The 17,638-nt window shown below is 68.4% G+C and carries 15 protein-coding genes; 9 read left to right on the top strand and 6 right to left on the bottom strand.

Translation table 11 applies throughout. The features are described 5' to 3' along the window. Nucleotides 1-59 precede the first annotated feature (59 nt). Both argS and menD read left to right on the top strand, forming a co-directional pair. Nucleotides 60-1,895, top strand: coding sequence for an arginine--tRNA ligase (gene argS, locus Y706_RS0111180; RefSeq protein ID WP_028276656.1), 1,836 nt, complete (start codon nt 60-62; stop codon nt 1,893-1,895). Continuing rightward, nucleotides 1,892-3,625, top strand: a complete 1,734-nt coding sequence (gene menD, locus Y706_RS0111185) for a 2-succinyl-5-enolpyruvyl-6-hydroxy-3-cyclohexene-1-carboxylic-acid synthase (RefSeq protein ID WP_028276657.1) — start codon at nt 1,892-1,894, stop codon at nt 3,623-3,625. Before argS ends, menD begins: the two co-directional genes overlap by 4 nt. 82 nt (nt 3,626-3,707) lie before the next feature. Here the strand turns inward: menD and Y706_RS0111190 are convergent, their stop codons facing one another. The 4 genes from Y706_RS0111190 to Y706_RS0111210 form a co-directional block, all read right to left on the bottom strand. Then, entirely contained in the window at nt 3,708-4,484 is a 777-nt protein-coding gene (locus tag Y706_RS0111190; protein WP_028276658.1) for an amino acid ABC transporter ATP-binding protein, read from the bottom strand. Next, nucleotides 4,481-5,452 (bottom strand): amino acid ABC transporter permease, encoded by a 972-nt coding sequence (locus tag Y706_RS0111195; RefSeq protein ID WP_028276659.1) that lies wholly within the window; start codon nt 5,450-5,452, stop codon nt 4,481-4,483. Before Y706_RS0111195 ends, Y706_RS0111190 begins: the two co-directional genes overlap by 4 nt. 35 nt (nt 5,453-5,487) lie before the next feature. After that, nucleotides 5,488-6,441: an ABC transporter substrate-binding protein gene (locus Y706_RS0111200; RefSeq protein WP_028276660.1), complete on the bottom strand. Its 954-nt coding sequence runs from the start codon at nt 6,439-6,441 to the stop codon at nt 5,488-5,490. Between the two features lie 241 nt (nt 6,442-6,682). Next, nucleotides 6,683-8,077, bottom strand: coding sequence for an isochorismate synthase (locus Y706_RS0111210; protein WP_028276661.1), 1,395 nt, complete (start codon nt 8,075-8,077; stop codon nt 6,683-6,685). A 153-nt stretch (nt 8,078-8,230) separates the two neighbouring features. On the opposite strand from Y706_RS0111210, the gene Y706_RS0111215 reads away from it, so the two are divergent. From Y706_RS0111215 to Y706_RS0111230, 4 genes are all read left to right on the top strand, one after another. Further along, nucleotides 8,231-9,022, top strand: coding sequence for a demethylmenaquinone methyltransferase (locus Y706_RS0111215; protein ID WP_084476083.1), 792 nt, complete (start codon nt 8,231-8,233; stop codon nt 9,020-9,022). Between the two features lie 12 nt (nt 9,023-9,034). Beyond that, a complete protein-coding gene (locus Y706_RS0111220) occupies nt 9,035-10,399 on the top strand; it encodes a geranylgeranyl reductase family protein (RefSeq protein WP_028276663.1) in 1,365 nt (454 codons plus the stop codon). A 9-nt stretch (nt 10,400-10,408) separates the two neighbouring features. Continuing rightward, nucleotides 10,409-11,509 (top strand): polyprenyl synthetase family protein, encoded by a 1,101-nt coding sequence (locus Y706_RS0111225; protein ID WP_028276664.1) that lies wholly within the window; start codon nt 10,409-10,411, stop codon nt 11,507-11,509. A 510-nt stretch (nt 11,510-12,019) separates the two neighbouring features. After that, nucleotides 12,020-12,841 (top strand): DUF559 domain-containing protein, encoded by an 822-nt coding sequence (locus Y706_RS0111230; protein WP_028276665.1) that lies wholly within the window; start codon nt 12,020-12,022, stop codon nt 12,839-12,841. A 173-nt stretch (nt 12,842-13,014) separates the two neighbouring features. Here the strand turns inward: Y706_RS0111230 and Y706_RS0111235 are convergent, their stop codons facing one another. Next, nucleotides 13,015-13,443 carry a hypothetical protein gene (locus Y706_RS0111235; RefSeq protein ID WP_028276666.1) on the bottom strand — a complete coding sequence of 143 codons (429 nt, stop codon included), beginning with the start codon at nt 13,441-13,443 and terminating at the stop codon, nt 13,015-13,017. A gap of 20 nt (nt 13,444-13,463) precedes the next feature. Then, a complete protein-coding gene (locus Y706_RS0111240; RefSeq protein ID WP_028276667.1) occupies nt 13,464-14,129 on the bottom strand; it encodes a trimeric intracellular cation channel family protein in 666 nt (221 codons plus the stop codon). 61 nt (nt 14,130-14,190) lie between these two features. Here Y706_RS0111240 and Y706_RS25015 point away from each other — a divergent pair, with 61 nt between their 5' ends. The 3 genes from Y706_RS25015 to Y706_RS0111255 all read left to right on the top strand — a co-directional run bounded on the left by Y706_RS25015 (nt 14,191) and on the right by Y706_RS0111255 (nt 17,521). Further along, entirely contained in the window at nt 14,191-14,937 is a 747-nt protein-coding gene (locus tag Y706_RS25015) for a sirohydrochlorin chelatase (protein WP_043436026.1), read from the top strand. Nucleotides 14,938-15,068: 131 nt separating this feature from the next. Further along, nucleotides 15,069-16,814, top strand: coding sequence for a nitrite/sulfite reductase (locus Y706_RS0111250; RefSeq protein WP_028276668.1), 1,746 nt, complete (start codon nt 15,069-15,071; stop codon nt 16,812-16,814). Continuing rightward, nucleotides 16,811-17,521 carry a phosphoadenylyl-sulfate reductase gene (locus Y706_RS0111255; RefSeq protein ID WP_028276669.1) on the top strand — a complete coding sequence of 237 codons (711 nt, stop codon included), beginning with the start codon at nt 16,811-16,813 and terminating at the stop codon, nt 17,519-17,521. The genes Y706_RS0111250 and Y706_RS0111255 overlap by 4 nt, the downstream gene beginning before the upstream one ends. Nucleotides 17,522-17,638 lie beyond the last annotated feature (117 nt).

Genomic DNA, 17,638 nt, shown 5'->3' on the forward strand with positions numbered 1-17,638 from the left:
TTTTTGGCGGCGGGACGTGAGGGAGCGTCGGGTTTTTGCCGAACTGATAATTTGGGACTGTGAATAATCCGGCCGAATTGGTTGTCCCCAGAGTCCAGGCTGCAATTGCCACCGCGTTTGGCGAAGAGTTCCGGCAGACGGATCCGGTGGTCAGGCCCTCCCAGTTCGCCGACATCCAGATCAATGCCGCCATGGCCCTGGCTAAAAAGGCCGGCCTGCCGCCGCGGGACGCCGCCGCCAGGATCGTGGACGCCCTGAACCTGGACGGCATTTGCACCAGTGTGGAAATCTCCGGGCCCGGCTTCATCAACCTGAGCTTTGACGGCACCTGGATCGAGGAACTGCTCAATGCAGAGTCGGTCCAGGCCGCGTCCCCGGCCACGGCCGTCACGCCCGCCGCGACACCGCAGCGTGTCGTCGTCGACTATTCCTCCCCGAACGTCGCCAAGGAAATGCACGTCGGCCACCTGCGCACCACCGTGGTGGGGGACAGCCTCGTCAAGGTGCTCGAAGCCCTCGGCGACACCGTGATCCGGCAGAACCACATCGGTGACTGGGGCACCCCGTTCGGGATGCTGATCGAACACTGGCTGGAGATCGGCGAGGACTCCCCGGAGGCGGCGCTGCTGGTGGAGGACCCCAGCGCGTTCTACCAGGCCGCCCGGGCCAAGTTCGATGCATCCGCCACCGACGAGGACGGCTTCGCCACCCGGGCCCGGCTCCGCGTCGTTGCCCTGCAGGGCGGCGACAAGGAGACTTTCGCCGTCTGGCAGCGGCTGGTCGCCCAGTCCAAGCGCTACTTCAACGCCATCTACTCCACCCTCGGCATCAGCCTTACCGATGACCACATCGCCGGCGAAAGCTCCTACGACGCGCATCTGGCACAGCTGTGCCAGGAACTCGAGGAACGCGGCCTGGCCCGGATCAGCGACGGCGCCCTGTGCACCTTCCCCGCAGGATTTACCGGCCGCGACGGGCAGCCGCTGCCGCTGATTATCCGCAAGTCCGACGGCGGCTACGGCTACGGCACCACGGACCTCGCCACCATCCGCTACCGGGTCCGCGACCTGGCGGCCAACCGGATCCTCTACGTCGTGGGCGCCCCGCAGAACGTGCACCTGCGCATGGTCATGGCCAGTGCCCGGGACGCCGGGTGGCTTCCGGAGACGGTCGAGGCCGTGCATGTGCAGATCGGCAACGTGCTCGGCGAGGACGGGAAGATCCTCAAATCCCGTTCCGGCGCCCCGGTGAAGCTCATGGCCCTGCTCGAAGAGGCGGTGGACCGTGCCCGCGCCGTCATCGACGCGAGCCGGCCCGAGCTCAGCGAGGCGGAGCGCGCCGTGACCGCCCGCCAGGTGGGCATCGGCGCCGTCAAGTACGCCGACCTCTCCACCGGCCACGACACCGAGTATGTCTTCGACTTCGACCGCATGCTCGCCCTCAGCGGCAACACCGGACCCTACGTGCAGTACGCTGCGGCGCGGATCCGCTCCATCCTGCGCAAAGCCGGGGTACTGGAAAGGATCACCGGCGACGGCGGCAGGCCGGCAGCCGGCGCCGCGGGAACTCCGGCGGCCGGCACCCCGGCAGCCGAAGCATCCGGCGGCCCCGCCACGGCGATCGCCGTCGTCGAACCCGCAGAACGCGCGCTGGCCCTGCACCTGCTGGAGTTCGACGCGACGCTGAACAAGGTGCGCGACGCGCTTGAGCCGCACCGGCTCTGCGGCTACCTCTTTGAGCTCGCACAGCTCTTCACCACGTTCTACGACCAGTGCCCGGTGCTCAAAGCCGAGGAATCGGTCCGTGACTCGCGGCTGGCCTTGTGCGCGCTGGCGCTGCGCCGCCTCTCCGGCGGCCTGGAACTGCTGGGCATCGAAACGCCGGAGAACATGTGAGTCCGGCGGATTCCGCTGCCGGCCCGTCCGCTCCTGGCGGCCTCACCGCGGTGGAGGCTGCGCGCATCGCCGTCGACACGTTGCTCGCCGCCGGTGTGCGCCAGGTGGTGGTGTCCCCGGGATCGCGCTCGGCGCCCATGGCCTACGCCCTGGCCGAGGCCGAAGCCGCCGGACGGGTGGAGCTGCTGGTCCGGATCGACGAAAGGTCCGCCGGCTTCACCGCCCTGGGCCTGGCCCTGTCCGCCGGTGCGCCCGCCGCCGTCCTGACCACGTCCGGGACTGCCGTCGGCAATCTCCTCCCGGCCGTCATGGAGGCCAACCACGCCGCGGTGCCGCTCGTGGTCATCTCCGCCGACCGGCCCGAGGAGCTGCGGGGGACCGGCGCCAACCAGACCACCGTGCAGCTGGACCTCTTTGGCGAGCACGTCCGCTTCGCCGTCGACGTGCCCGCCGGCAGCGATCCGCAGCGCGCCGTCGAAACGGCCCTCAGTGCCGCAACCGGCGCCTTCGAGGACGCCCCGCCCGGGCCGGTGCAGCTGAACCTTGCCTTCCGCGACCCGCTGGTCCCGGCCGTGGGCGACGGGCTGCCCGCGGCCGCCGGACGCGGCATCTACCGGGCCGCCCGGAACCCCCTGGCCCTGGACTTTCCGGCCGCGTCGGGGGCGCTGCCGGAGCGGCGCACCGTGGTGCTGGCCGGGCACGACGCCGGCCAGGTCGCCGAGGCTTTCGCCCGCGCGCACGGCCTGCCGCTGCTGGCCGAGCCGTCTTCCAACGCCCGCTTCGGCCCCAACGCGGTGGGGCCCTACCGGCTGCTGATCGAGCACTTCGGCGCGGACGCGGCACAGCCGATCGAACGCGTGGTCCTCTTCGGCCGGCCGACGCTCTCCCGGCCGGTGAGCGCGCTGCTGGAGCGGGCGGATGTCCCGTCGGCCCTGTACCAGCCCGTTCCGGTGGCCTGGTACGAACCCGGCCGCCGCACCGAACTGCCGCTGGAAACCCTGGCGGACCTGGCGGAATTCGCCGGCCGCGGATCTGCCGCCTGGCTCGATGCCTGGCTGCTGGCAGGAGCCGCCGCGCAGCATGCCGTGGACCTGATCCTGGCCGCATCCCCGGCCGCGACCGGCCCGTCGGTGGGTGCCGAAGTCTGGAAACACGCCCGCGGGCAGCTGGTCCTGGGCTCCTCGAACGGAATCCGCGACGTCGACCTCGCCGGGGCGCCGCCCGCGGAACCCCAGGCCACCATGTTCGCCAACCGGGGCCTGGCCGGGATCGACGGCACCACGTCCACCGCCACCGGGATCGCGCTTGGCGGCGGCCAGGAAACCACCGTTCTCATGGGGGATGTGACGTTCCTGCACGACGCCGGGGGACTGCTGCTCGGCGCCGGCGAGACCGAACCGCAGCTGCGGATCGTGGTGCTCAATGACGCCGGCGGTGCCATCTTCGGGCTCCTGGAGCACGGCACAGTCGCCGCGGCGGGGCGCTACGGCGACGCCGTCGAACGCCTCTTCGCCACCCCGCAGCGGGTGGACCTCGCCGCGCTGGCCGCGGCATACGGCGTCCCGCACCGCCAGGTCGGCACGACGGCGGAACTCGCCGAGGCGCTGTCCGGTCCGCTGGTGGGCCGCAGCATCATCGAGGTGCGCACGGACCGGCACCGGCTCGGGGAACTGCACCGCGCCATCCGTGCCGCGGTGGCCACGGCCGTGGAAGGCCTCCCGCAGACGTAGCGCCCGTTTTCGCTAAGAAAAAGGACAGCCGCTACGTGGATCCACGTAGCGGCTGTCCGAAATCGGTGCGGAATTGTCCGGGCTAGAGCACCCGGCTGAGGAACTCCTTGGTGCGGGGGTGCTGGGGATTGGCCAGGACCTCCCGCGGGTCGCCCGACTCCACGACGATGCCGCCGTCCATGAAGGTCAGGCGGTCGCCGACCTCCCGGGCAAAGCCGATCTCGTGGGTCACCACGATCATGGTCATGCCCGACTTGGCGAGGTCCTTCATCACGTTCAGGACATCGCCCACGAGCTCAGGGTCGAGCGCGGACGTGGGCTCATCGAACAGCATGAGCTCGGGGTCCATGGCCAGGGCCCGGGCAATCGCGACGCGCTGCTGCTGGCCGCCGGAGAGCTGGGAGGGGTAGTGTCCGGCGCGGTCGCCGAGCCCCACCCGGTCCAGGAGCTCCAGTGCCCGTTTGCGGGCGACGGCCTTTGACTGGCCCTTGACCTGGACCGGGGCCTCCATGATGTTCTGCAGCGCGGTCTTGTGCGGGAACAGGTTGAAGCGCTGGAAGACCATGCCGATCTCGCGGCGCTGGGCGGCGATTTCCTTGGTCTTCAGGTCATGGAGCCTGCCCTTGACCTCGCGGTAGCCGATCAGGTCGCCGCCCACCGAAATGCGCCCGGCACTGATGGTCTCCAGCAGGTTCACGCAGCGCAGCATGGTGGACTTGCCCGAACCGGACGGGCCGATCACAACCGACACCTCGCCCTGGTTGACGGTCAGGTCGATGCCGCGCAGCACGTGGTGAGTGCCGTAGTACTTGTGAAGGCCCTCGATCTTGACCAGGGGCTGCTCTGTGGTGATCGTCATTTCGCCTCCTCCTCGGGGAAGTCCATCTTGAGGTCCGGCTCGGCGTTGGCGCTGGGGGCCACGGCTGCGGACGCCTTGGCGGCGGCGGGGTTGATCGCTGCCGGAACCCGGTTGTCCACGCCCTTGCCGTAGTGCGCCTCAATGAAGTGCTGGCCCACCATCAGGATGCTGGTGATGACGAGGTACCAGAATGCGGCGACAATCAGGAGCGGAATGGGAAGGTAAATTCGGTTGGCCAGGGCGTTCGTCGCGAAGGTCAGGTCCAGTGTGAACGGCACCGCCAGGACCAGCGACGTGGTCTTCAGCATGCCGATGGTCTCGTTGCCGGTGGGCGGCACGATGACGCGCATGGCCTGCGGCAGGATGATCCGCCGCATGATCTTGCCCTTCGTCATGCCCAGGGCCTCGGCGGCCTCACTTTGGCCCTGGTCCACGGACTTCAGGCCGGCCCGGAAAATCTCTGCGAGATACGCGGACTCATTCAGGCCCAGGCCCAGGATGGCCGGGATCAGGCCGTGGGTGGGGTCCGAGGTCACCCAGGTGAAGGTTGCAGGACCAAACGGGATTCCGAGGACGATCGTCGGATAGAGAACCGTGGCGAGCCCCCAGAACAGCAGCTGGGTGTAGATCGGTGTGCCGCGGAAGAACCAGACCCAGGTCCAGCTGGACCAGCGGAACACCGGGTTGTCGGACTGCCGCATGAACGCCAGGAGGATGGCCAGGACGATGGCCAGGACCATGGACGCAAATGTCAGGAACAGGGTCCAGACGACGCCCTGGACCACCTTGGTGTCCAGGATGTAGGTGCCGACGACGTCCCAGCGGAAGTTGGGGTTCGTGAACAGGCTCTGCAGGAAGGCAAGCAGGAAGCCGACGATGATGATGGCGCTGATCCAGCGGCCGGGGTGCCGTACCGGTACTGCATTGTTCAGTACCGGTGCGGCGTGAGGGTCCTGATGGCTGTCCATCTCTGCCCCTGCTGCGGATCCGGTTGTGGGGAGGCTCAAGACGCGACCGCCGGGTTGACCTCGGACTTGGTGATGGCACCGTCGGTGACGCCCCAGCCCTCAAGGATCTTCTTGTAGGAACCGTCTTCCATCAGTTTGGTCATGGTCTTCTGGACGACGTCCGCCAGGGCCGTGTCCGACTTGGCGACGGCGATGCCCTGGGGAGCAGAATCGTAGACTTCGCCGAGCTTCTCGAGCTGGCCGTTGGTCTGGGTCAGTGCGTAGCCGATGATGGGGGAGTCAGCGGCCATGGCATCGATGCTGCCGTTGACCAGTCGGGTGGTGATGTCCGTCTGGGTCTTGAGGGTCACGATGTTAATGGGCTGCTTGCCCTCGGCGGTGCACTTCTTGTTGCGGTCCGAGAGGTCCGGATCTTCCTGGATGGTGCCGGTCTGCACGCCGATGGACTTGCCGCAGAGGTCATCGAGGGAGATCTTCTTGGGGTTGCCCTTCTGAACGGCCCAGCCGGTACCTGCCTGGTAGTAGCTGACCATGTTCACCGCGGCAAGCCGCTCCGGGTTGATCGTGAAGGAAGAGACCCCGAGGTCGTACTTCGGGCCGAGAGCCGGAAGGATGCCGGTGAATTCGGCCGTCTGGACCTGGACCTTCAGGCCGAGCGCCGCACCGATCGCCTTGGCGATGTCGACGTCGTAGCCCACGGGGGTCTGGCCGTCGGTGCCGAGGAATTCCGCGGGGGCGTAGGAGGTATCCGAGCCCACGGTCAGGGTGCCTTTAGCCTTGATCGCCTCGGGCAACATGGCCGCCAGGGCATCGTCCTTCTGGACCGTGCTGGGGTCAAAGCTGGCCGCGGCACTGCCCGAAGCGGAAGCCGCGCCGGAGGGGCCGGTCTCGGAGGCGTTCGTGCAGGCCGTCAAGGCCAATGCGCCGACGGCGAGCACCGTGGCGACCTTCATTGCGGGGTTGCTCAGGAGCGAAGGGGAGATCTGCATTTTCTTACCTTTTGTTGCCGGAGGGATGCGTAACGAGGCCGATTTATAGTGTATCGCCGAACAAGAGATGTACGTCACAGAAAACTAAGTTTCACTATTGGATAACTAAACCAGACCCGAATGCAATATCTTCAATGCCCGATCTGTCTGTGATCCCGGATTCCTGTCCGTTTCGCCAGTTCCTGCGGTGCAAGTCCGACGGCCGATTCGCCGGCCCGGCCGGCGTCACCGGCCCCGCGGCCTAGCTGCTGATGCCGAGCGACTCCAGCATCGGCCGGAACTTCGCCCACGTCTCGGCGAGCTCAGTCTCGGGAACCGAGCCGTCCACCACTCCGCAGCCCGCATAGAGCCGGACCGTGTGCGGGGATTCGATGACGGCGCCACGCAGGGCGATGCCCCACTCGCCGTTGCCGGCCGCGTCGAGCCAGCCGACCGGCCCGGCATACGGGCCGCGGTCCAGGTGCTCGAGCTTGCGGATGAGCGCCCCGGCCACGGTGGTGGGGGTACCGCAGACGGCGGCGGTCGGATGCAGCGCGTTGATCAGGGCCAGGCACGTGGGGACGTGGCCTTCCACCTCGGCCAGTTCAGCCTTGACGTCCGAGGCCAGATGCCACACATTGGGCAGTTCGAGGATGAAGGGCTCGCTGTGTGCGTTCATGGCCTCGGAAAACGGGGCCAGCTGCGTGGTCAGGGACTGGATTGCGATGTCGTGTTCGTGCCGCTGCTTCTCGGAGCCGGCCAGCACCCGTTCGGCGAATTCCAGCGGCGAGCCCGCCATGCCATCGGCGTCGCGGCGGTCCAGGGTGCCGGCCAGGACGCGCGCCTGCGCGGTGCGGCCCTCCACCTGGATCAGCATTTCCGGAGTGGCCCCCACCAGCCCGTCCACCCCGTACGTCCAGCATTCGCGGTACCGGGCGGACAGTTCGCGCAGCACCTCGGCGGCCTTGACGCCGGTGGGGACGGTGGCCACGACGTCCCGCGCCAGCACCAGCTTTTCCAGGGCGCCGGTCCGGATCTCCGCGACGCCGGCGGCAACGGCGGCCATCCAGCCTTCCTCGCTGAGCGAGCCGGTGTGCAACGTTGCCCCTGCGGCCAATGGCAAAGGACGGACGACGGCGCCACCGGCCTGCGCGGCCGCCGGCACCGGGTCGTCCACCACGGTCGCGCTGGTCCCCGGATTGGCGCCGGTCCCGGGATTGGCGCTGGTGCTGTGAAGCCAGCGCTCCAGGGCGGCGCGGGCACCGGCTTCGGTGAGGTCGCCGTCGTCGAACGTGAGCTGGGTCAGCCAGGCCTGGCCGTCACGGAGCCCGACAACGATTTCCGGGACCAGCAGCCGGGACTCATGGGCGGAGGCCTTGGAGAAGGCGAAGGAGCCGAAGGCGACCGGGCCGGTGCCTGGGCAGCCCACACTGTCCTGGATGTCTGCCTCCAGGACCTGGTGGCGCCACCAGATGTCCGCTTCCAGAAAGCGCTCGGGCCCGGTGGCGGTGAAACGGGCAATCTCGCCGAAGCCCACGAGACCGGCCTCGCGGCGGGTCCAGCAGAGGACATCGTCCCGGACCAGAAACGACGGCAGGCCCCCGGGGAAAGTTTCGGCATCGAGGGGGACTGTCAAGGTGCGGAACGTGCTCGTCATGATGGCATAACACTAGCCCGTGATCGCCCATTGGGTGGATATACACGAGCCGGCCGGGCCTGCACGGGGCCGTGGCGGCCGTTGCCGCAGGTGAAAGCCGCGTCAATTGGCGGCCCGTTCGTGGGAGCGCCGATCATTTGAGACAATGTCAGGGTGAACCGAGCATCCTTGGATAAGCGTCCGGACGAAGTAGCCACGATGTTTGACGACGTCGCCCCCAAATACGACGTCGTCAACGATGTCCTGTCCTTGGGGCAGACACGGCGTTGGCGCAAGGTGGTGGTGGAGGCCATGGGCGTATCGGCCGGCCAGCACGTCCTGGACCTCGCCGCCGGCACCGGCACCTCCAGCGAGCCGTACGCCGACGCAGGCATCAACGTCATCGCCTGCGATTTCTCCCTCGGCATGCTCAAGGTCGGCAAGCGCCGCCGCCCGGACATCGACTTCATCGCCGGGGATGCCACCCGCCTGCCGTTCGCGGACAACACCTTTGACGCCAGCACGATCTCCTTTGGCCTGCGCAACGTCAACGAGCCGAAGAAGGCCCTGGCCGAGATGCTGCGGGTCACCAAGCCCGGCGGCCGGCTGGTCATCGCGGAGTTCTCCCAGCCCGTGGTGCCGCTGTGGCGCACCATGTACACCGAATACCTCATGCGGGCCCTGCCGGCCATCGCCGTCAAGGCCTCCTCCAACCCCGACGCCTACGTCTACCTCGCCGAGTCCATCCGCGCCTGGCCGGACCAGGACCACCTTGCGGCCTGGCTGCAGGAGGCCGGCTGGGAATCCGTCACGTACCGCAACCTCAGCGGCGGCATCGTCGCCGTGCACCGGGCCCAGAAACCGGCCGACCCCTCAACCGGCCCTGCCGCCGGCGCTGCGGCGCTGGCCGCCCACACCGGACCCGTGGCCAAGCTGCGCCGCAACATCACCCGGCCCGGCCGATAGCCGATCCCTGCTGTGAATGTACTGATCGTCGGGGCGGGCCCGGCCGGATCCACCGCCGCCTACTACCTTGCCAAAGCCGGCATTGACGTCACGGTGCTGGAGAAAACCAGCTTTCCCCGCGAGAAGGTCTGCGGCGACGGACTCACCCCGCGCGCGGTCCGCGAGATCCAGAAGCTGGGACTCGCGCACCCCGAAACCGACGGCTGGCGGCGGAACAAGGGCCTGCGCCTGATCGCCGGCGGCCGCACGATCGAACTGCCCTGGCCGGAGGTTGCCGACTTCCCGCAGTACGGGCTGATCCGCACCCGGCTCGGCTTCGACGAACAGCTCGCCCGGCATGCCCAGTCCGCGGGCGCCGTCGTGCTGGAACGCCACAGCGTCACCGAGGCGCTGCGCTCCGAGGATGGCCGGGTCACCGGCGTGCGCGCCGCGCTGCTGGACAACTCCGGGCGCAAGACCGGCGAGACGCGCGACTTCAGCGCCGACGTAGTCCTCGCCGCCGACGGGAACTCGACGCGCACCGCCGTCTCACTGGGCATCGGCAAGCGCGACGACCGGCCGCTCGGCGTGGCTGTGCGGACCTACTTCACCTCGCCGCGGCACGACGACGACTGGATGGAAGGCTGGCTCGAGCTTCCCGGCCGCGACGGCAAGCTCCTGCCCGGCTACGGCTGGGTGTTCGGCGTCGGCGACGGCACCTCCAACGTGGGCCTGGGCATCCTGAACTCCTCGAAGGACTTCGGCAAGCTGGACTATAAGCAGGTGCTGCGCGAATGGACCGCCGGCATGCCCGCCGACTGGGGCTTCACCCCGGACAACCAGGTGGGCGAAATCCGTGGCGCCGCGCTGCCCATGGGCTTCAACCGCACCCCGCACTATTCTCCCGGCCTGCTGCTCCTCGGCGACGCCGGCGGGATGGTCTCCCCGTTCAACGGCGAGGGCATCTCCTACGCCATGGAGTCCGCCCGCTTCGCGGCCGAATTCATCATCGACGGCGCCGCCCGGTCCGCGTCGGCAGGCTGGAGCGCGGCCGACGCCGACGCGCACCTTGCCCGGTACGCCGACTACGTGCGCCAGCAGTGGGGCTCACACTTCACACTGGGACGGGCGTTCGCCGCCCTGATCGGCAAGCCGGCCGTTATGAAACTGGCCCTACGGACGGGTATGCCTGTTCCCGTGCTCATGCGTTTCGTGGTGCGGATGCTGGCCAACCTCACCGATCCCGCCGCCAAGGGCTTCGAGGACCGGGTCATCCGGGTCCTGGAATCCCTGGTTCCCGCCACGTCCAATCAGGCAACGTCCAACAAGGCCGCGTCCACCACGGACAGCGTTCCGCACTCCGGCGCCAACTCCGCGGTTTCCGCAACAAAAAGTTAGGGTTAACCCGTGACCAACTCTGCAGACCAAAGCTGGACGCACGCCGGACACGGCCTGCCGAGCGCTGAACCCAGCCTCAACACCACCGCGATCGCCACCGGGCTCCAGCTGCCGGCAGGCTTCTCGGCCATCGCGGGCGACCCCGAGCTGGGCCCGGCGCTCACCACCAACCTGGCGCGCGTCGAGAAGAAGCTGCGCGAAGCCATTGCCAACTCCGATCCCCTGGCTGACGCAACGTCGCGCCACCTCGTGGAAGCCGGAGGCAAGCGGATCCGCCCGCTGCTGACCCTGCTGTGCGCCCACCTTGGCGACGCCTCCCTGCCCGCAGTGGTGCAGGCCGCCGTCGTCGTCGAACTGACGCACCTCGCCACCCTCTACCACGACGACGTCATGGACTCCGCGCCGTTCCGCCGGGGGGCGCCGACGGCCCACGAGGTCTGGGGCAACTCCGTCGCGGTCCTGACCGGCGACCTCATCTTTGCGCGCGCCTCCATCCTGGTCTCGGAGCTCGGGTCCCGGGCGCTTGGCATCCAGGCCCGCACCTTTGAACGGCTCTGCCTGGGCCAGCTGCACGAGACCGTGGGACCGCGCCCGGACGAGGACCCCTTGGCGCACTACCTCTCCGTCATCGCGGACAAGACCGGCTCGCTCGTGGCCGCCTCCGGGCAGCTGGGTGCGATCTTCTCCGGCGCCGACGAAGCCTACGAGCCGATCCTGGTCGAGTACGGCGAGAAGGTGGGCGTGGCCTTCCAGCTCGCCGACGACGTCATCGACGTCACCGGGATCAAGGTCAAGTCCGGCAAGTCGCCGGGAACCGACCTGCGCGAGGGCGTGCCCACCCTGCCCGTGCTGCTGCTGCGCAACGCGGCCCGCGACGGCGACCTGGCCGCCGTCGAACTGCTGACACTGATCGACGGTGACCTCAGCTCGGATGAGGCCCTGGCCGCCGCCGTGGCCGGACTCCGGGAGCACCCCGTCACTGCACAGTCCTGGGTGGTGGCACGCACTTGGGCCGATGAGGCCATTGCCGCCCTTGCCCCGCTGCCTGAGGGCGTCGTAAAGGCCTCGCTGACCAGCTTCGCCCACGCCGTAGTGGACCGCAGCAGCTAAGTCCCCGGCCTCCTGCCGCTGAGCCCTTGGCGCCGGCCACACCAGCTACGCCAAGCCCGGCGGTACAGCCGGGCCGGAGTCGCTCCCCGGCCGGTTCTTCCGGCTGGGTGCAGCCTGCCGATTAGCCTGGCTTCCGGCTTAAACGGAATGGCCCCGGTTCCTCACAACGTTCGAGTCTTCCGTTGTGCCGAACCGGGGCCATTTCTCCGTTCGCATCAGATCCACCGGAGGCATTTGGTGAACCCAGAAACAAGTCTATGACAGTTATGTCATAGCGTCCAGACCTATCTGTAAATTTCTTGTCATAAGATTGCAATTCATTGCCGGACGTTGTCGCGCTGAGTTTCCCCACCTTTGGCCGGACAGCTTCGAGGCACGCCGGCCGTTGGCGGGACACGCCGTCGGACACGGTCAAAAGCGGGGAATACCAGCGGCGCGGATGGTGCGGAGTTGTCCACATAACCGATGTTGTGGCCCCCGGGGCTGTCATGCCGCGTGTGTGCTTGCCCCATGGACGTTACGGGTTATCTGGAATACGCCGGCTCGGTTGCCCGCACGGCCACGCTGCTGCAGGCCGGTTTTACGCCGAACAGGATCCGCGCTGCCGTGGCTGCCGGGGAAATTCGCCGCCTCCGCCATGGGGTGGTGGCGCTGCCCGGGGCGCGGGCGGATTTCGTGGCCGCCGTGCTCGCGAACGGCATGCTCACCTGTGCCTCCGCCGCGCCGTTCCACGGCATATGGCGCCTCCACGAGCCCGCACGGCTGCACCTGCTGTGCGCGCACGGTTCAGCGCCCGGAATGGTCATCCACCGCGGCAGCCTGGTGCCACCGGAATACCCGCGCCCCGTGGCCGGACTCACCGACACTCTGCTCCACGCGCTGCGCTGCCTGCCCCCGGTGGATGCTGCGGTCATGGTGGAAAGTGCCCTGCTGCAGGGCCGCACCTCGCTGGACTATCTGCGCCGGCGGCTGCCGGGAAACCGGAACGGGGCCGCCCGCGCGGTCCTGGCCCTGGTCGACGGCACGGCGGACTCGGCGATCGAGGTCGTTGCCAGGCTGCTCTTCAGGAGCCGGGGAATCTACACCCAGACGCAGGTGCACCTGCCGGGGATCGGCGTCGTGGACCTCCTGCTTGAAGGATTCCTGATCGTGGAGATCGACGGGAGCACCCATCTTGAGCGCGCGCAGGTCAAGAAGGACCGGGGCCGGAACAACGCCAGCATCCTGACCGGCTACGCCGTCCTCCGGTACGGATATCACGACGTCGTTTACAACCCGCAGAAGGTGATCGATGAGGTGGGGCAGGTCCTGCGCGGCAGGGTCATCCGCTGAATTTCCCCATGTATGGAATCCCGTTGCCACAGAATGCCGGCGGTTCCGCCGGACACGCCGGCGGGGACGCCAAACAAGGGGAGAATCGGCGGCCGCAGGAGAGAGGGGGGAGAGGGCGGCTGGAGGGAGATGGGAGAGGGGGCGGCCGGAGAGGGGAGGAGAGGCCGTGGAGCCTACTCTTCGTCCTCGTCGTTGAAGGCCCACTCGAACATGTCGAAGACGAATTCGGAGAAGGTCCCTTCCTCGCTCTTCCACTGGCCGCGGGCGTTGTTGCGGCGGTACACGATGGGATCCGGGATGCTGAGGTCCCCCACACGGAAGCCCCAGGTGAACTGCTCTTCCTCGTCCTCAAGGAACATGAGGAAGCCCTCATCATCCACTTCGAGCTCTTCGGGGTCCCAGAAGTAGTGGTAGGCCTCCATGATGTCCTCGCAGCCGCCGACTGCCAGGTAGAACTCGCGCAGGACCATCGGGACCTGGAACTGGTGTTCGGCGAGGGCGGCGTCGAGCTCCTCGGCCGGGAGGCCATCTTCTTCCTGCCATTCGTCTTCGAGATACTTCGGGACAAGCGCGCGGAATTTCTCGAGGAACATGTCAGTCATGGTCTTATCCTAGCTAATCCTCAGCGGTCGTTTTCCGCGGTGTCCGGGCCCAGCCGGTGCCAGCCGCGCACCGCCAGCGGAACGTACCAGTGGCGCCGCCAGGCCGTGACCCGGAAGGCGAAGACAAGCCCGGCGACGGCGCAGGCGCTCACCGCGGTGAAGGTCCCCGTAAGGGACAGGATCACGGTCAACGCCGACCCGGCGAACGCCGGCAGAGCGTACAGATCCTTGGGGTCGAAGAGCTGTGGGACCTCGTTGGCGGTGATATCCCGCAGCAGGCCGCCACCCACCGCCGTCGTGACACCCAGCAGGACGGCGGCCACAGGATTCATCCCGGCGGCCAGCGCCTTCAGTGTGCCGGTGATGCAGAACAGGGCCAGCCCGCCGGCGTCGAACAGCATCAGCAGCGACGTGAAGCGCTGGACGCTGGAGAACAGAAAATACACCAGCACCGTGGCAAACAGGGGCGGTGCCAGGTATGCCGGGTTGGTGAACGCGGCGGGCGGGCCCGCGTTGATGATGATGTCGCGGATGACGCCCCCGCCCAGGCTCACCACCGAGGCCAGGAGCAGCGAGCCGATGATGTCGAACTGCTTCCGCGCAGCGAGCAGCGAGCCGGAGACCGCAAAGAAGAACACGCCGGCGAGGTCAAGCCAGACCAGGACAAGGCTGAAGGAGAAGGTCATGAAGCGTCCCGGTCGGTTGCAAGGGGGCGGATAGGGCGGCTCCAAGGTTACGCTAACGGCTATGAATACCCCCATCCTGATCGCCTGCGCCCACGGCACGTCGAGCCCGCACGGGGCCGCGGAGGTCAACGCGCTCCGGGACGGCATCGCCGGGCTCCGTCCCGGGCTGGACGTCCGCGAGGCCTACGTCGACGTGCAGGATCCGGACCTGCCGGCCGTCGTGGCGGGCCTCCCGGCGGGGGTAACCGCCGTCGTGGTTCCGTTGCTGCTCAGCGTCGGATACCACGTCAAGGTGGACATCGCCCGCGCCGTGAAGAGCCGGCCGGACACCCTGGCCGCGGCGCCGCTGGGGCCGGATCCGCGGCTCGCGGCGCTGCTCGATGCGCGGCTGCGCGAGGCCGGGGTAACGGACAACGACGCCGTGGTCCTCGCCGCCGCCGGGTCCTCCGATCCCAGCGCCGCACAGAATGTCGAGGAACTCACGGACCAGCTCCGTGCCCTGCGTTCCAACCGGATCGTGGCCGCCTACGGCGCCTCCGCCAAACCCTCGGTTCCCGACGCCGTCGCCATGCTCCGCGAGGAGGCCGCCGGCGGTGCCGGCGCGGGGGAGTCGGCCGGAGCGGTGGACCTTGGCGGCCGCGTCGTCATCGCCTCGTATCTCCTGGCGCCCGGCTTCTTCCATGACCAGCTGGCCAAGGCCGGCGCGGACCTGGTGACGGCGCCGCTGCTGCCCTCTCCGGTCCTCGCCGAAATTGCCCTGGAACGCTACGACGCGGCGCTGGCCGGGGCCCGGCAGCCCCGGCCCTGACGGTCCGCGCAGATGCACAGCTGCAGGGCGACTTCAAGGGTTTTCGGCGGTTCGTGACGAAATGTTGCCCTAGGTGACTCTCCGTTTCTGACCCTTTGTGACGGGATTACGGCCGCCCCTACAGTCGATGCATGACTGATACAGCTCTAGCCGGAGCGTCCACGGACGAGGCTGCCGCCGGCCGCACCAAGCGCCCTCCCCGCCCGGCCGCAAAGCCGCACGGCCAGTGGAAAGTGGACGGCACCACGCCGCTGAACGCCAACGAGACCTGGAAACAGGAAGACAACGGCCTCAACGTCCGCGAGCGTATTGAGTCCGTCTACTCCAAGCACGGCTTCGACTCGATCGACGGCACCGACCTGCATGGCCGCTTCCGCTGGTGGGGGCTCTATACCCAGCGCAAACCCGGGATCGACGGCGGCAAGACCGCCACGCTTGAGCCGCATGAGCTCGAAGACAAATACTTCATGCTCCGCGTCAGGATCGACGGCGGTGCGCTCACCACCGGGCAGTTGCGGGTCATCGGCCAGATCTCCGTGGACTTCGCCCGCGACTCGGCCGATCTCACGGACCGCCAGAACATCCAGCTGCACTGGATCCGGGTCGAAGACATGCCCGAAATTTGGCGCCGGCTCGAAGGCGTGGGGCTGTCCACCACGGAAGCCTGCGGCGACGTGCCCCGCGTCATCCTCGGCTCCCCGGTGGCGGGCATCGCCAAGGACGAGATCATCGATCCCACGCCGCTGATCCAGGAACTCGCCGAGCGGTTCATCGGCGACCCGGAACTGGCCAACCTGCCGCGCAAATTCAAGACCGCCATCACCGGCCACCCCAGCCAGGACGTGGTGCACGAGATCAACGACGTCGCCCTGGTGGGCCTGGTCCACCCCGAACTCGGCATCGGCTACGACCTCTGGGTGGGCGGCGCGCTCTCCACCAACCCCATGCTGGGCAAGCGCCTCGGCGCCTTCGTCCGGCCGGACCAGGCCGCCGACGTGTGGCTCGGCGTCACCAGCATCTTCCGCGACTACGGCTACCGGCGCATGCGCACCAAGGCCCGCCTGAAGTTCCTGCTGGCCGACTGGGGGCCGGTGAAGTTCCGCCAGGTCCTCGAGGACGAATACCTCGGCTACAAGCTCGCCGACGGCCCGGCCGCCCCGAAGCCCTCAACGCCCGGTGACCACATCGGCGTGCACGAACAAAAGGACGGCAAGTTCTTCATCGGCGCCACCCCGCTGGCCGGCCGCCTCTCCGGCAGCCAGCTGGTCAAGCTCGCGGACACCCTGGAGGCCCGCGGCTCGCAGCGCCTGCGCACCACCCCGCACCAGAAGCTCGTGGTCCTCGACGTGCCCAAGGATGAGGTGGACCCGCTCGTGGCCGAGCTCGACGCGCTGGGCCTGTCCGCCCGCCCGTCCGTGTTCCGGCGCGGCACCATCGCCTGCACTGGCATCGAGTTCTGCAAGCTCGCCATCGTGGAAACGAAGGTGACCGCGGCGACGGCGGTTGCCGAGCTGGAGCGCCGGCTGGCCGACCTCGCCGAGAGCAAGCAGCTGCCCCAGGCGCTGTCCCTGCACATCAACGGCTGCCCCAACTCCTGCGCCCGGATCCAGACGGCGGACATCGGCCTCAAGGGCATGATGCTGCCAACGCCCGACGGCGACCCCACCCCGGGCTTCCAAGTCCACCTCGGCGGCGGGCTGGCGTCCGACAGCCGCGAGGAGGCAGGCCTGGGCCGCACCGTCCGCGGCCTGAAGGTCACGGCCGGGGAGCTGCCCGACTACGTCGAACGCGTGGTCCGCAAGTTCGTCGCCGACCGCTCCGAGGGCCAAAGCTTCGCCGAGTGGGCCTTCGCCGCGGAAGAGGGTGATCTGCAGTGACCGCAGCGCTCCGCTCCCACGACGAGCTCAAGGCCCTCGCCGAGGCCGGCGCCGCCGAGCTCGGCTGGGACGCCCCGGCCCGCGACGTCATTGCCTGGGTGGCCCGCAATTTCGAACTGCCGACTGTCGCCGTCGCCTGCTCCATGGCGGATGCGGTCCTCCCGGCGCTGGTCGCGGACGAGCTCCCCGGCGTCGACGTCCTGTTCCTTGAGACCGGATACCACTTCCCGGAGACGCACGCGACGCGCGACGAGGTCGCGGCCAACCTGCGCGTCAACGTCGTGGACGTGCTGCCGGAGAACACCGTGGAACAGCAGGACCGGCTCCTGGGCAAGGACCTCTTCGCCCGCGACCCCGCGCAGTGCTGCGCCCTGCGCAAAGTGGCGCCGCTGCGCCGCACCCTGGCCGGCTACGAGCTCTGGTTCACCGGAGTCCGCCGCGACGAGGCGCCCACCCGCACCAACACGCCGCTGATCACCTGGGACGAGGCCAACGGCCTGGTCAAGGTCAACCCGGTGGCGGCCTGGACCTTCGACCAGCTGGTGCAGTATTCCGACGACAACCTTCTTCCCGTCAACCCGCTGCTTTCACAGGGCTACCCGTCCATTGGCTGCCAGCCCTGCACCCGCAAGGTGGCGCCCGGCGACGACCCCCGCGCCGGACGCTGGGCAGGAACCGACAAGACAGAATGCGGACTACACGTATGAGAACTCAAATCACCAACGAGGACCTGGAGCTGTCGGTGCTGGACAACGATGCAGCTGAGACGCCGATTGCCGCCCAGGGAGTGGCATCGGGCCTGTCGGAGCCGCGCGCTGGGCTGA

The sequence above is a fragment of the Arthrobacter sp. I3 genome (assembly GCF_000520575.1).
Lineage (GTDB): Bacteria > Actinomycetota > Actinomycetes > Actinomycetales > Micrococcaceae > Arthrobacter > Arthrobacter humicola_A.

What these genes read in the sequence shown, in the direction of transcription:
- Y706_RS0111190 (WP_028276658.1), bottom strand. Translation starts at nt 4,484, where the DNA reads ATGACGATCACCACAGAGCAGCCCCTGGTCAAGATCGAGGGCCTTCAC.
- Y706_RS0111195 (WP_028276659.1), bottom strand. Translation starts at nt 5,452, where the DNA reads ATGGACAGCCATCAGGACCCTCACGCCGCACCGGTACTGAACAATGCA.
- Y706_RS0111200 (WP_028276660.1), bottom strand. Translation starts at nt 6,441, where the DNA reads ATGCAGATCTCCCCTTCGCTCCTGAGCAACCCCGCAATGAAGGTCGCC.
- Y706_RS0111210 (WP_028276661.1), bottom strand. Translation starts at nt 8,077, where the DNA reads ATGACGAGCACGTTCCGCACCTTGACAGTCCCCCTCGATGCCGAAACT.
- Y706_RS0111230 (WP_028276665.1), top strand. Translation starts at nt 12,020, where the DNA reads ATGGACGTTACGGGTTATCTGGAATACGCCGGCTCGGTTGCCCGCACG.
- Y706_RS0111235 (WP_028276666.1), bottom strand. Translation starts at nt 13,443, where the DNA reads ATGACTGACATGTTCCTCGAGAAATTCCGCGCGCTTGTCCCGAAGTAT.
- Y706_RS0111240 (WP_028276667.1), bottom strand. Translation starts at nt 14,129, where the DNA reads ATGACCTTCTCCTTCAGCCTTGTCCTGGTCTGGCTTGACCTCGCCGGC.
- Y706_RS25015 (WP_043436026.1), top strand. Translation starts at nt 14,191, where the DNA reads ATGAATACCCCCATCCTGATCGCCTGCGCCCACGGCACGTCGAGCCCG.
- Y706_RS0111250 (WP_028276668.1), top strand. Translation starts at nt 15,069, where the DNA reads ATGACTGATACAGCTCTAGCCGGAGCGTCCACGGACGAGGCTGCCGCC.